3 protein-coding genes are annotated in these 15,706 nt (G+C 44.7%); 2 read left to right on the top strand and 1 reads right to left on the bottom strand.

Annotated features, from left to right (window positions below):
* Positions 1-89: 89 nt before the first annotated feature.
* Together KFE98_04215 and KFE98_04210 are read left to right on the top strand one after the other, a co-directional pair.
* On the top strand, positions 90-2,795 hold the full coding sequence (locus tag KFE98_04215) for a T9SS type A sorting domain-containing protein (protein UTW63372.1): 2,706 nt from the start codon (positions 90-92) through the stop codon (positions 2,793-2,795).
* 10 nt (positions 2,796-2,805) lie between these two features.
* Positions 2,806-4,272 (top strand): T9SS type A sorting domain-containing protein, encoded by a 1,467-nt coding sequence (locus tag KFE98_04210; protein ID UTW63371.1) that lies wholly within the window; start codon positions 2,806-2,808, stop codon positions 4,270-4,272.
* Between the two features lie 228 nt (positions 4,273-4,500).
* Here KFE98_04210 and KFE98_04205 read toward each other — a convergent pair whose 3' ends face one another.
* Positions 4,501-15,615 (bottom strand): T9SS type A sorting domain-containing protein, encoded by an 11,115-nt coding sequence (locus tag KFE98_04205; GenBank protein ID UTW63370.1) that lies wholly within the window; start codon positions 15,613-15,615, stop codon positions 4,501-4,503.
* Between the last annotated feature and the right edge of the window lie 91 nt (positions 15,616-15,706).

Raw genomic sequence — 15,706 nt, 5'->3', positions numbered from 1 at the left:
AAATGCCGTATTTGGGTATAAGTAGTTGTTTTTGAGTGGTTTGTTGAGTTAATTTTAAATCAACATAAGTCCCATTAACTCAACTACTCATGAAAACCTCTACCTCTTTAATTAGTCTTGCCTTCTTGTTATTTTCAACCTACAACCAGGCCCAGGAACTAACCCCCATTTACCAAGGACAAATATTTGAACAAGGCTACAGCCGATCATTATCCGATGTAGTGGATGAAGAATCAGCCCTTGATGTGGTCGTCACTCCAAATGGTTTGGCCTTTTGTGGCTGGATTGGAAATGAATCCATTGGAAAAAATATGGCCGTCTGGAACGTGGATGATATTGGAGACCCCGTTCTATTTGGTGATTACGGCACGTCCTCATCCGATGAAATTGCAACGGCCATGGCCTTGAGCTCCTACGGTGAAATGGTATTGGTTGGTCGGGAGACCAATCCAGGGTATACCGACGATGATCATGATCTTATAAAAGATGATGATCGGATTCTTATCAAAGTCATTTCTGCCATGGGGCAGGAGATTTGGACTCGATCTTTAGATTCTCTGCCGGATACGGCTCAGGTGGCCGTTGATGTGATTAATGACGGGAGTGATAACTTCATCGTATTGGCCAATCGTATGTATGACCAGGGAGCCTCACAAGATATTCGTTTGTTCAAATTGTCTAACAGTGGGCAGATTGTGTGGAACGAAACCATTACGCTGAGCAATCAGATGATCTTCGCTCAAAAAATCATCCCTATGACCGGTAATAACCACTACCTCATTCTGGCCAATGACGTAACCGATCCCAATAATTCTTTTCCCATGGTCATTGAGGTTGATGGAGATGGGGTCTATGAAACCCGGGAGGAATACGCCCTTCCCCTTCATACCAAAGGATACGGAATTGCTGCACGAGGCCATGAATATGTAGTAGCCGGATTACAACACAATGGCGGAAATGAAGATGGTATAGTTATGAGTTTGGACGGCGACTTGCTTCAAACCAACATGAATATTATCGTTAATGATGAAGCTGGAAATGAAGGCTTTCGTGATGTCGTTTCTTTCGGAACAGGATTGTTGGCCACAGGATATTGTGACAATCGCGGAGAAGGATTATCCGATGTATGGGTGTGTCATTTGGACACCTTACTCGATACTACCTATGTAGAAACTCTCGGGGGTGTAGATACTGATTATGGTCGATCTGCCGTATACCTTCCTGGGGTGAATTCAGCTTTTGTTGTAGGGTATAACAACAGCTACACCATCGAGGAAAGTGGAAATGCCTATTTGGGAGGAATCAAAGTAGGAACCGATTTTCCAGCGGCTTCCAGTGCTAGTTGCCAAGTACCCCGATCGTTGTTTGTTGATCGATTTACCTGGCATGATGGTAACGGTGGTATTGATCTTAGCAACAACATTTTAGGAAATGCAACGGCAGAAGCTAATTTGATTAATTACGCTAAAAAACACAACATTACCTACCTCATTTTATATGGATTGAACTTCGTTTATGATCCCAATTACCAATCGCATCCAACCACTCAAACTGCAAAGAATAACCTAAACTCCTTCATCGCTCAGTGCGCTCGAAGCACACCCCGCATCCATGTTGGATTGATTTCTACCACCAAAGAAGCGGTGTATTTGAATGCCATTGATTACAACGATGATGTGGTCAACAATTCCACGAAGTACAACTACAACAACACGGGTAAGATCTCCTACTTTGTGTTAGAGCATGAATTTTGGAATCCACAAACCATTAATGCATCCACAGGACCAACCGCACCGCCCACCTACGATAATGAGGATGGAAACACTTCAAACGACGTTCCTAATAATCAAATGAATGTGCATTTTGATCAAGTGTACGACGATCACAAAGACATTTTGGACAAGTTGGATAAAAACAAAAAATTCGACGCCAATGTTTTGGGCATGCATGACTACATTGGTTATTTCTTCAACCGTTGGTCGGCTACAACATCGAACACTTCACCAAGGTCAAATTTGACCAAGAGAAGCACCAAGGCTGCTTATATCGAGTCTCATTGCGACGGAATTTTCCTGGTTTATTACCAACGATACAGCTCTCAGGACAACGGAAAGGATTTTTTAACCACCCAGGCCACTTCAGGGGTCCGGTTAGCGAATGTTGATACCTGGAAAGAACGGATTGGTTTCTTGGGGCAGCAATCCAACAAAGAGACCAATATAATGCCCTTGTTCTCTGCTGAAATGGATCACCAAGGGCAATCTTGTGGAGACGGAAACCAGTTTTTGGGCCGTTATTTGGAAGACCCTCCCGGGAATGGAGCAGGTTCGTTTTTCTCGGTGGAAACGTCCTATCAGTCTCAGCACAACACGGTTTATAACAATACCACCTCTTATCCAGATATTCAGAATGTGAAAGTGATTGCTAATTCGTGGTTTACCTACTCTTGTGTGGATCAGAAGGATTTTGGAGCCAGCAATGGGCTTCCCGATTGTAACGTATTCAATTCCGTTTTGTCCAACGCAGATATGGATTTGGAAAGCGACAACTGGGTACTTTACCCCAATCCCAATAATGGAGAGTTCTTCTTGAATTTGGGTCGAACAGAGGATTTAAAGTCCATTGAAATTTTCGATTTAAAGGGTAAATTGATACATTCGGATGACTTCAATCACGGGCGTTCCGATGACGGGCAAATTCAAGTGAAACTGCACTCAGCAGATCCTGGGATGTACTTGGTTAAATTGAATTACCTGAACGAAAGTCCTCAAGTGAAGAAGTGCATTGTAAAATAAAACCACCCCTATGAAAATATTGCTGGGCATCATTTGGATCATCCTGTTTTCGGCTTGGTCGGGATATGCCCAGCATTCTTTGGATACCTACCTTCGATACGACCAGCTCGAAACTACCGGGAAACTCGATAACGTTACCGGAGTCAATTGGCGGATCAATCATCCAGATAGCTTCCAATTAATTGGAGTGAGTCGAAAGCTTTCCAATTCGAGGTTTTTTATCGCCCATTACGATAATCTCGGGGAGCTCCATCAAGTGGACATGCTGTCCGATTTACATTCTGATTGCTTTTTTGAGCAAGCCATAGACTGGAAAAATGATGAGCTTTTTTTGATAGGAGTGGGAGACAATTCTCAAGCTATCCAAGTAACGTTCAATTACCGATATGATTCCAATAACCAGTTGATCTGGCAAAATGATTCATCCGGCTTTTTCAAAAAGGAGGTGCGTACCGACGGGGATTCTATTCTGTTTGGAGCCTTAGTACGTCCTGCTGGTTTCGGGGTGAGCAGTAAATCAGAAAATCACTTTGGTCTTTTGCTGGGGGCCAATGATTCTATTCTATCAGTGCCCTTGTTTCAATTGGCCGGTTCTGATTCTTCTAATCGTGATCTCAACCTATTGGGAGTAGAAAAATTGGACTCGCTTTATCACTTGTTTATCCAAGACTCTTCCCTGAATAATCAACAGATCTATATCCGGTGTAATGGTGACTTTCAAAACAAGGGACAAGACACCATTCCTGTCTATGGAGCTTTGCATTGGACCCAAAAAGTGGGAAATCAAATTCTGTTTAGTGAGCAACAGGAACCCTCCAATGGGCCTGAATTTTTTCTGCGGGCCTTTGATGATCAGGGAAGTAAAATCTGGGAATTGGATGGCTCGAATGAATACGATTATCACTCAGTTAGGCTCGGTTTGATCCAAAACCAAAACGACTATCCGATATATGCTTATTTAGATATCGTGGATACCAAATCCACCTTTTCGGCCTATACCCAGTTAGTGCGGCTGAACAAAAACGGGACCTTACAAGAAATTCGAAGTTATCAAAACGACTCCAGTGATTTTGACTTTTACCCGATGTTGCTCAATGCCCATTCCACCCTGATCGGAAGCGGAGTGATGAATCAGGTATCTCCATGGAACTCGCTGCTTATTGCTACCGATACCACTGGATGTTTTTACCAAACCGATTTTTCTACTCCTTTGGTTTGTAACCACCTTACCATAGAACAGCTCTACTTGGAGGACAAGGTGAAAATCTATCCCAATCCGGTAAGCGATGTATTGTTCATAGATACGGATGCTGAGGTGAGTTTATCCTTAGTGAGTATTACCGGACAGGTAATGATTCAAAGAACCATTCAAGCCGCAAGCCAGATTGATCTAACTCCATTAAAAACCGGGGCATACCTCCTTTATGTTCAAAGTGAAGGGGAGCTTGAGGTACATAGACTCCTTGTAAATCGGTAGAGCGAAGAAAGTACCCGTAATTGGATGTACTCAATTATGAATGCTCACTAGTAGGTGTGTCCTCAGGCTGGAAACCTAAACCCAATTATTTATAGAAACTGGATCAGGCCTTCAGATTACTTATGATTTGGAGCTGGTATAATTGAACCTATCACGAACAACAAGCCACAAAAAAAGGCCCTCCGAAAAGGGCCTTTCTTAAAATTTAACCTTAGGGTTTAAGATTTATCATTTATTCACCGTCATCCGCTCCCGGTAGCTTCCGCCATTTTCGGAGGTCAGATTCAGGTAGTAAATTCCGCTGCTTAAGTGATCCAGTTCAAACACCCGCTTCACTTGCTGATCAGATGGGTGAATGGTTTCCTTATGCACCACTTGTCCATTCAAGGTGATAATCTCGATGGTAATGGGTGAAGGAACTTCGTTGTAGAATTCAACCGTGAATCTTCCTGTAGAAGGATTCGGGTACAAGTTGAAATCGACAAAGTCAGCTGCTGGATCGTAAACGCTTACCGTAGTGAAGGTAAATGGCTCAGACAAGGCTTTACAACCATTTGAATCGGCTACTTCTACCTGGAATACTCCATTGTTAAGTGGTAAAAAGATTTGGCCAATTTCACCTGGGATGGCATCACCACCCAAGTACCATTGGTAATTGGAAGCCTTGGTAGTTTCCAAAACGTTACCCACATTGGTAATTACTGGAGTAGCCGGAGCCGCTAACATAACCACAGATACGCTGTCAGACAATACGCTACATTGGTTGTTGTCTGTGTAAGTCACGTAGTAGTTACCTGCTTGGTATACATCAATACTTGCGGCTTGAATGGAGTTTACATTCCATACCACGTTGTTTGGAATACTTGAGGTAAGCGTGGTCGTGTCACCTGGACAAAGTTCAACCGTTCCGCCTGGAGCTATGGATGGAGGTGTAGGTAAAGCGTGAACCACTACATCTTGTGGTACCGACATACTGCTACATCCGTTAGAATCGGTATAACTCACCTGGTAAGATCCAGATTGGTAAACCGTCATCGACGGGGCACTTCCACCTCCATGCGACCAAGTATTATCAGAGCTATAGGAAGAGAACAACGTTAAGCTATCACCCATACAGAAAGCTGAATCTCCACTGTAGGAAATGACGGGAGCACTTGGGTTTGGATAAACCGTAATCGCCGTATCCTGTACAGATGAGAAACATCCGCTGTTGTACAACCTGAGTTCTACATTCGCGGAACTCTTAACAGTAATGCTCGCTGTGCTATCTCCCGTAGACCAAACGTTGTCTACCGGGCTGGATGAAATCAAAGTAACACTGTCTCCCTGGCAGAACTCAGAAGCACCTACCAACGAAATGGAAGGAGCAACTGGCACATTGTTTACCGTAATGCTAATCGGGGTAGAAGAGGCTTCACAACCCTGAGCGTTTTCAGCAGTTACTGAGTAGAAACCAGTGTTGTAAACCGTAATGGTTGAAGTGGTGTCATTGGTCGACCAAGTGTTGCCATTCGTTGCGTTGGAAACAAGAACCACACTATCACCATTACAGAAATTAGTTGCACCCAGGGCCGTAATGGTTGGCGTTGCAGGAAGAGCGTTTGCTGTAACAGCAATGCTACTCTGACCCGAGAAGCAGGAATTAGTATCCAAAACCATCAAGGTGATGAGGGCAGTGGATTTAACCACAGTTTGCTGAGTAGAATCTCCATTCGACCAAATGTTTCCTTGAGTAGAGCTTGAGGAAAGCAATACACTATCTCCCATACAGAAGGTGGTGTCACCTACGTACGTGATGGTAGGTGTAATTGGAGTTGCATACACCTCTACAAACAGAGAAGTAGATTGAGCAGAACATCCGGCCAGGTTGGTCGTGGTTACATCATAATTGCCGGTTTGGGTAACAATAATACTTGAAGTAGTATCATTCGTAGACCAGGTATTTCCAGAAGAGTTAGACGAAGTCAAGGTTACCTGTCCGCCATCACAGAACTTAACCGGACCATTGGCAGAAATCGTAGGAACGGCAGGCAAATTATGAACCGTCACATTCAGCGCCTTCGAACTTGCCTGACATTGATTGCTGTCGGTATAAGTAACGTGGAAGTTACCCGATTGGAATACGGTAATGGAAGGAGTGGTATCTCCAGAACTCCATTGAATTCCTTTGCTCAGTCCAGATTGAATGGTCAAGCTATCTCCTGCACAGAATACGCTATCGCCAATCAAGGATAGAGTAGGAGTGGCAGGTAATGCAAATACTTCAACAAAGGTTTGAGCCGATGAGGAAGAACATCCGTGGATATTCGTTACCACCACATTGTAGTTACCTGTTTGGCTTACCGTGATGCTTGAAGTAGTATCATTTGTAGACCAGTTATTCAATCCAGTTCCACTTGAGGTGAGGACCACTTGACCGCCATCACAGAAGGAGGTAGATCCTGAAGCAGAAATGCTGGGTACAGGTGGAAGCGCATTAACCGCTACCGTAACTGGAGCTGAAGTGGCTTTACATCCGTTTGTATCCGTGTGAGTCACTGAGTAAACACCAGCCAACTTGGTATGAATTTGACCCGTAGTATCTGCGGTTGACCAAAGGTTAGACGAGCCATAGTTCGAAGTCAGAAGAACGCTGTCTCCTGCACAAAGGTTCGTGTCTCCTACAACGCCAATTGTCGGCTGAGTAGGATTGTTCCATACGGTCACCTGAACATCATCAGACTGTCTTTCACAACCCTGATTGTTGATCGCTGTCACACTATATGTTCCAGAATTCTTAGCCACCAATGACGACCCAGTTGAAAGATCCGACCATCTACGTTGTCCATTAATTCCACTGTTTAGAACCACACTATCACCTTGACAGAAGTTCAACGCTCCCTGAGCAGAGATAACCGGTTTGGCAGGCAAAGAGTGGACAACCACTAATTCGCTAACCGTAGCACTTGAACAAGCTCCGTTGTCCACTTTTAAGGAGTAGGTTCCACCGGTATATGCCACAATGGAAGAAGTAGTATCACCTGTTGACCAAACATTGTCGTTTGGAGAACTGGAATAAAGCACTACTGAGTCACCTACACAAAGATCTCCGGTATCACTTAAAGTAATTACTGGATCTACCGGAGTAGAAGTAACCGTTACGTTCTGAGTTGCTGACTGAGCCGAGCATCCAAAGGCATTGGTATGAGTAACCGAATAAGTTCCGCTGGATTTAGCGAAAATGGAAGTAGCCGTATCACCAGAGCTCCAGATGTTGCCGGATGAGTAGCTACTGATCAGTTCCACACTATCCCCTTGACAGAAGGTCGCATTTCCGTTAAGAGAAATGACCGGTGCTGATGGAGTAGGGTTAGCCGTAACTTGGGTAGATACAGTGTCACTCTTACAACCAAAGTTATTCTTCACATATAAGGTATAGTTACCACTACTATTCACCGCAATGCTTTGGGTGGTGTCCCCATTTGACCAGTAGTTGCGGGTAGAGCTTCCGGAAATAAGCAGTACACTATCTCCTTGACAGAAAGTAGTAGATCCTATTTTGTTCACCTGTGGCTTAGCTGGCAAAGCATGAGCAGTAACTTGGGTAGGCATGGAAGTCGATTGACAACCGTTGGTGTCCGTATGGGTAACGGTAACAGCCAAAGAGCTATCAACGATGGCAAAATTACCAGCTACACCCGTTGACCATTGGTTGCCGAAAGTGTAACTCGAATTCAAGGTTACCGAACCACCTTTACAGAATGAAGTAGCAGAACCGGCAGTAATAACCGGAATGGCCGGAAGTGGGCTCACTTTAACATTAAGTGTGTTAGAAGTGGCTTTACAACCATTGGTATCTGTAATGCTGGCGAAATAGTTTCCACCATTCGATACTTGAATGCTTCCTGAAGTAGCTCCGTTGCTCCAGGTAATACCTGAGCTATCCGATGAGCTAAGCGTCACTGTTTCTCCTTGACAAACACGTCCGCCATGGGTAGCTGAAATCACAGGGCTCGATGGAGGAGTGTTGATCGTAACACTTTCCTGAGCCGATCCCGAGCGACATCCGTTTTGGTCCACAATCGAAAGATCAAATTGACCGGAATGAGCTACACGGATCGATTGATTCGTATCTCCGTTTGACCAGGAGTTACCGTACAAAGAACTTGAAGTAAGGGTGATCGTATCTCCCAAACAAGCTTGAGCTGCTCCGGTTCTTGTAATGCTCGGAGTAGCTGGTAGGGCGTTCGATTGAACAAGTACAGGCGTTGAAGTAGTGCTACATCCAAATGAATTGGTGTTGCTCACGGTCAATGTTCCCGATGTCTTAACCACAATAGACTGCGAAGTATCTCCATTGGACCAAACATTGCCTCCAGCGGCACTTGAACTAAGAACTACCGAATCACCCGCACAGAAAGTAGCATTTCCGATAGTGCTGATCACCGGTTTGGCCGGAGCCGATTTCAAGGAAGTCGTTAATTCATTGGAAACAGAGCTACATCCATTTGAGTGGGTGTACGTGGCATAAACGGTGAGTGAGGTATCAACTGTAAGTACTGAATCAACCACTCCCGTGCTCCAGGTAATACCTGTAGTAGGACTTGCCTTGAAGGTAACTGATGTTCCAGGACAAAGGTTCAAGGAACCATTCGCAGTAATTGTTGGAGGAGCCGGCTTACTTTTTACGGTAACCGTATCCGGTACTGAGTTTGTCGTACAGTTATTATTGTCGGTTACTTGCACGTAGTACACTCCCGATTGAGTTACTTTCAAAGATTGAGTAGTGTCTCCACCTGGATACCACACGTTGCCAGTTGCACTGCTTGAGGTCAAGGTAACTGTATCGCCTTGGCAAACTGCTGCCGGAGCTTGAACTGAAACCGTTGGAACTGGATTGGTAGTCACATTGGTGGCCAGAGAAGTGGCAGAGCAACCTGTAGAATCAGTATAGGTTACAGAATAGCTTCCTCCAGATGTCACAGTGATGGATTGAGTCTTTTGACCTCCTGGATACCAAGTATTGCCAGTAGGTTTATTCGATGTGAGTACCACATTTCCACCGATACAGAAATTGGTAGGCCCTCCGGCCGCAACCGTAGGTCTTGATGGAGGTGCTCCTACAGATACTTGTAAGGAGTTAGATTGAGCACTACATCCATTGGTGTCAGTTACTACAACATAGTAGCTTCCTGCTGTATTTACCGTAATAGTTTGTGTGGTTGCTCCTCCGGGATACCAGGTGTTTCCTGTAGCAAAGCTCGAAGTTAAGGTCACATTTTCACCGGTACATAGTTTGGTTTTACCCAAAGCGCTCACCACAGGAACACTTTGTCCGGATACCACAAACAAGCTATCACTTTGATCCGTTTTAGTGGAATCGGCAGCATCGCTTACCCGAACCAGGTATTGGTTACCTGCCAGGGTAGGAACGGTCCAGTTAAAGCTTTTTGTTGCCGCGCTAGACGAGTAACTGGCTGTAATCAGGTTCCAGCTTTGTCCAGCATTGTTACTGTATTCCAATTTGTAGGAAGCAGAACTTCCGGCATCCGTCCATTTAATGTCCTGTTTCGAACAGGCTTGCCAACTTTCACCACCTTTAGGGGTGACCAAGTCGATGGTTTTGTTGCTGGCCGAAATGGTAAATGGAATAACGCTTTCTGTTTTCTTACAGTTATTAATGTTGTCCGTTACCCGGATTTTGCAATTGCTGGATACGGTTCCAGGTACTTTCCAGGCGTAGCTGTTTCCACTGGTATTGTAGTTAAACACTACTGATGTCCAACTAACGCCACCATTGGTCGAGTAATCGATGTTGTAGTAGTTCGATGTTCCGTTAGATTTCCAAACGATATTAAAGGTATCTCCTACGTAAAGAATTCCACCGTAATTCGGCTGAATCAAATTGATCGGAGCAGTAATAGTAAAGGTATTGTCACTCTGATCCGTCTTAGTCGCATTGTTTCGATCACTTACCCTAACCAAGGCTTTGGTAGTGGCCGTGTTTGGCATGGTCCAGTTGTATACTGGGTTGGAGCTTGAACTGTAGAAGCTGGAAGCAATAGTACTCCAGGTTGAGCCATTGTCCAGCGAGTATTCAATTTTGTAGTAGCGCGAAGTTCCACCAGCTGTCCATTTAATTGAGGTAACGGTACAACCACGGTAATCCACAAATCCATTGTCTCCGTTTGGAGCGGTCAACTCGATCGATGGCTTAATGCTGAATACAGCATCACTAATGTCCTGCATCGAAGGATTGTTGTACTCCTGGATTCTAACCAGTGCATTATCGGTAACAATGTTAGGGACGGCCCAGTTGTAGCTGCCGTTGTTGTTCGCCGCATTTACAATTGGAATCCAGGTAGCTCCGGAATCGGTTGAATAATCCAAACGAACGAAAGGAGCAGTTAAGTTGGCACTGGTCCAGCGAATGGTGTAGGACTGGCCTTCATAAATCGTATTGGCTCCATTAGGACTGGTCAAGGTAAGAACAGGTACTGGAGGCGTAATGGCAAAGGCACTATCTGAATCGTCGTACTTACAAGAGTTGTAGTAATCGCGAATTCGAATTTTGTAGTTGTTGCCAGGAGCATTTGGTGCCGTCCAGTTTACGGAATTTCCATAAGAATGACTGTAGTATGACCAAGAGGCTCCGTTGTTGGATGAGTAGTAAATCCGAGCTCTGGAAACACCCTGATCCAACCATTGAATGTTGATCGACTTATTGGCTTCGTAGCTTCCACCACCATTCGGCTTGATTACGGCGATATCCTGATAAGGAACCAATGTAGCCACGGCATCACTGGTATCCGAAAGATTTCGGTTCGAATCGTTATCCTTAGCTCTAAACAAGAGCTTAGATGTATTTGACTTGGTAGGCACGGTCCAGTTAAATGAACCCGACTTGTTTCCAAGGGTAATCCAGGTAGCACCGGAATCCAGTGAGTAATCCACGGTATAGGTTCCAGATCCACCACCTACAGACAAAGAAATGCTCTTGCTGTCGCAGCCTTTCCAGATTTCACCACCATTCGGAGAATTGACCCGCAAGTAAGGTGTTGCCATGGTAAAACGATTGCTCCAGTCATTGACAGATGGTCTTCCCACTTCAGAAATTCGGAAAAAGCACTTACTCGAAATAACGTTCGGTAAGGTCCAGGAATGAGAACCATCGTTGTTTGTACTGTTGATTACGCTGGTCCAGGTACTACCGCTATCCGAGGAGAATTCAATGTTTACAAAGCTGGAGCTTAGGTATTGACTGCTCCATGAAATGTTAACGGATTGAAGGGGGTAATAGGTTCCACCACTTGGTGAGTTAACCGAAATCCAAGGTATTGGAGCAATGACCGTAAAGTTAGAGTCACTAATGTCTTGTTCACAGCTATTGTGGTAGTTGGTTACCCGAATGCGGTAGTTGCTTCCAGGGTTGTTAGGAACAGACCAACTAACGGAGTTACCATAAGAATAAGTATAATAGCTCCAGGAGGCTCCGCCATTAGAAGAGTAATAAACATTGGCACGAGAAACGCCATTGTCTACCCATTGTATCGTAGTTGATTTGTTAGCTTCCAATACTTCGCCGCCATTGGGCTTCGTGATGATGATATCGGTATTGGGAGTAATCGTAAATACGTTATTACTAACGTCCGATTTACCGGTTGATGCGTTGTTGATTCGCACCAATGCCTTAGAAGTGCTTAGGCTCGATGGCAGAGTCCAGGATCGAGAGCTGCTACTCGAAGATCCAACGGTTATCCAGGTACTTCCGGAATCTGCAGAATATTGAATTAAACTGCTTCCTACGAGTCCACCTGAACTCCAGGTAATGTTTCTGCTATCACATCCTTTCCATACTTCACCACCGTTAGGCGAGGTAATGGTTACATAAGGTTCAGCAATGATAAAACGGTTGCTCCAGTCATATACGGATGGACGTCCATATTCCGATACTCGGAAAAAACAGTTGTTTGAAATGTTGTTTGGTAAAGTCCAATTGTAGGAGCCATTGTTATTGGTCACCGATACCACGCTTGTCCAGGTTGAACCGCTATCCGAGGAGAAGTCAATGGTTACGAAGCTTGAATTCAAGTATGAGCTTGACCAACGAACCTGGACCGAAGAATTCGGATAATAAGTACTACTTCCAGGTGAGGTCACCGTAATAGTTGGAATGGGAGGTACGATGGTGAAGTTGTTGTCACTCTCATCGAACTTACAAGTATTGTAATAGTCTACAACTTTGATTTTATAGGTGTTGCCAGGGCTATTTGGAACAGACCAGTTGTAGGAGTTGCTATAGGTGCTTGTGATGTAGTTATAACTTGCTCCGGAATTTGCAGAGTAGTAAATGCGGAAACGAGAGACACTATTGTCAACCCATGAAATACTTTTAGTCTTTCCGGCTTCTAAAGAGTCACCGCCATTGGGTGTAGTAAGTACGATGTCGGTACTCGGAATAATGGTGAACGGAGCATTACTTTGATCCTGCAAGTTTCTGGTTGCATCCGTAATTCGGATAAAGGCTTTGTTGGAAGATAATTTAGCAGGAAGGGTCCAGCTTCTTGAGCTTCCACCATAGGTCCCAATAGTCGTCCAGGTAGAAGCTGAATCCAGTGAGTATTCCAGCTTGTAGCTGTTTGATCCACCTCCAACGCTCCAGCTAATGGTTTGAGACTGGCAGCCTTTCCAAACTTGGCCTCCATTGGGAGATGTCAGCGTAAGGAATGGAGCTCTAATACTAAATTGGGCACTGGTGTCATTAACCGATGGTCTACCCACCTCAGAGATTCGGATAAAACATTTGGTAGAAACATTGTTTGGAACCGTCCAGGAATGACTTCCGTCGTTGTTGGTTCCGTTCACGATCGTGTTCCAGCTTGACATGCTATCCGAAGAGAACTCAATGTTTACGAAGTTCGAATTCAGGTATTGACTCGACCATTGAATCGTAAAGTTGTTTTGAGGGTAAATCGTGCTTGACGCATAAGGGCGAGTTACATTGATATAAGGGGTAGGAGGGATAACTGTAAATACAGAATCACTTTCATCCACCTTACAGCTGGTGTAATAATCATTTACGCGAATCTTGTATTGAGATGTTGGTGTGTTAGGCACCGACCAGTTATAGGAGTTGCTATAGGTGTTGGTGATATGAGTCCAGTTTGCTCCGTTGTTAGTCGAATAGTACACTCTAAAACGACTTACGCCATTGTCTACCCAGGAAATGGTTTTTGAGGTAGCAGCTTCCCAGGATTCACCCCCATTTGGGGAGGTGATAATGATGTCTGTATTAGGAATAATAGAGAATATTGCGGCACTGGTGTCACCCAAACCGGAAGTAGGGTTTATAACCCGAATTAATGCCTTGGTACTGGATGTTTTGCTCGGGATGGTCCACGATCTTGAAGTTCCGGAAGTAGAGCTGATGTAATTCCAGGTACTACCTGAGTCTAACGAGTATTCGACCCGGTTGCTTCCTGTGTTTCCACCTTGAGACCATGAGATAGTTTTCGATTCACATCCCTTCCAGATTTCACCTCCATTTGGCGAGGTTAAATTGAGGTAAGGTGGGGCGATGGTGAAGGTGGCATTGCTGATGTCGAATACGCTGGCATTGTTATACTCCGATACTCGAACCAAACATTTTGTGGATACCGCATTGGGTACTGTCCATCCATGGCTTCCATCGTTGTTTGTTACTGAAACTACACTGGTCCAGGTTGAACCACTATCTGAGGAAAAATCAATGGTTACAAAAGGAGAGGTTAGGTGAGCCGAACTCCAGTTAATGTTGGTTGATGCGTTTGGATAAAAGGTGTTTCCTCCATTGGGATAAGAAACCGTAATCACAGGTACGGGTGGGGTAATGGTGAATACGTTATTGCTCTCATCCTTTTTGCAGGAATTATTGTAGTCTTGAACGCGGATCAGGCAGTTGGAAGAAACGGCTGATGTTGGAATGTTCCAGTTTACATAGTTGTTGTAGGTGCTGGAAGTAATGTAGCTCCAGTTTGCTCCATTATCGATGGAGTAATAAACCCGGAAACGACTCACGCCATTGTCTACCCATTCCACTTTATAGGTTTTTCCCGCTTCCCAGGATTCGCCACCATTAGGAGTGGTCACAATGATATTGGAATTCGGAACCAGGGTAAAGGTTGAATCGGTTTGATCGTAATTTGCACTGTTGTTGTAATCCGATACCCGAATCAGGGCATTGGCTTGAATGTTGGGTACCGTCCAGTTATAAGTTGCATTGGTTTGACTGCTTTGGTAGTAATTGGTGGCTATATTGATCCAGCTAAAGCCGTTATCAGTAGAGTACTGAATGTTGTAACGGCGATTAACCGTTCCACCACTCGACCATCGAATGGTTTGGGTGTTACAGCCCGACCAGGTTTCGGTTCCATTAGGAGTATTGAGCTGAATAAAAGGTTCTTTAATCGAGAAGTAGAAGTCACTGGAATCCTTTAGGGTAGTCGATCCTACTACTTTGAGTCTTATCCGGCAGGCATTGGATGGAGTATTGGGAACTGTCCAGGAATGAGATCCGGTATTTGAAATTCCAGTTACAATCGGAATCCAGGTTTTGGAGGAATCAATGGAGTAATCCAGGGCAATAAGGGCACTGGTCAGGTTTTGAGAACTCCAGGTAATGTTATAAGCTTTTCCGGAGTATAGGGTTTGCCCGCCGTTGGGGTAGGTTAGCCCAATGGTAGGAGTTGGAGGATCGATAGTGAATACGTTGTCACTCTTGTCAGTCATACAAGAAGTGTAGTAGTCGGTGATTCTGATCAAGCAAGAAGTAGAAGGAGCGTTAGGAACGGTCCAGTTGTAAATCCCACTGGTGTTGTAGTAGTTGGTTACAATGTTGGTCCAGCTGCTTCCTGCATTCGTGGAGTACTGAATGTTGTAGCGCTTAGAGGTTCCGGTAGCAGCGAAAGTGATGGATTTAACCGTTCCGGCTTCCCATTTTTCACCTCCATTTGGAGCGGTTAGAATCAAGGGGGCGGTAATGGTAAAACTCGCATTACTCTGATCCTTGGTTCCCGGATTGTTGGAGTCGGTGATTCGAACCAGGCAGTTCGACGAGTTAATGTTGGGCACCGTCCAGGAATAGGATCCGGAAGTGGTGTTGTAAAAACTCGTTACCGAGGTCCAATTGGTTCCCCCATCCGTCGAGTAGTCGATCGAATAAAAGTTAGAGGTACCGGAAGCGGTCCAGGTAATGTTTTTTGTGGTACAACCGGCCCAGATTTCTCCGCCGTTAGGCGCGGTTACAGTAATGGTTTGGGCCAAAAGCGAACCAGACAATAATAGGGTCGACAAGGCCGTTAACAAGATGGATGTAATACGGTTCATAGCAAAAGCACTTAGCGATAGTCAGCTATCTTTTTTCGGTTTGATTATCGTTCATATCAGCAACTAATCCAGGGTAAGATTAATACGTTAC

The sequence above is a fragment of the bacterium SCSIO 12741 genome (genome assembly GCA_024398055.1).
GTDB lineage: Bacteria > Bacteroidota > Bacteroidia > Flavobacteriales_G > Salibacteraceae > SCSIO-12741.
The sequence above is the reverse complement of the archived record's forward strand: the minus strand, read 5'-3'. Positions and strand labels throughout refer to the sequence as shown.

Coding starts and splice junctions, on each gene's coding strand:
- KFE98_04215 (UTW63372.1), top strand. CDS start 90: ATGAAAACCTCTACCTCTTTAATTAGTCTTGCCTTCTTGTTATTTTCA.
- KFE98_04205 (UTW63370.1), bottom strand. CDS start 15,615: ATGAACCGTATTACATCCATCTTGTTAACGGCCTTGTCGACCCTATTA.
- KFE98_04210 (UTW63371.1), top strand. CDS start 2,806: ATGAAAATATTGCTGGGCATCATTTGGATCATCCTGTTTTCGGCTTGG.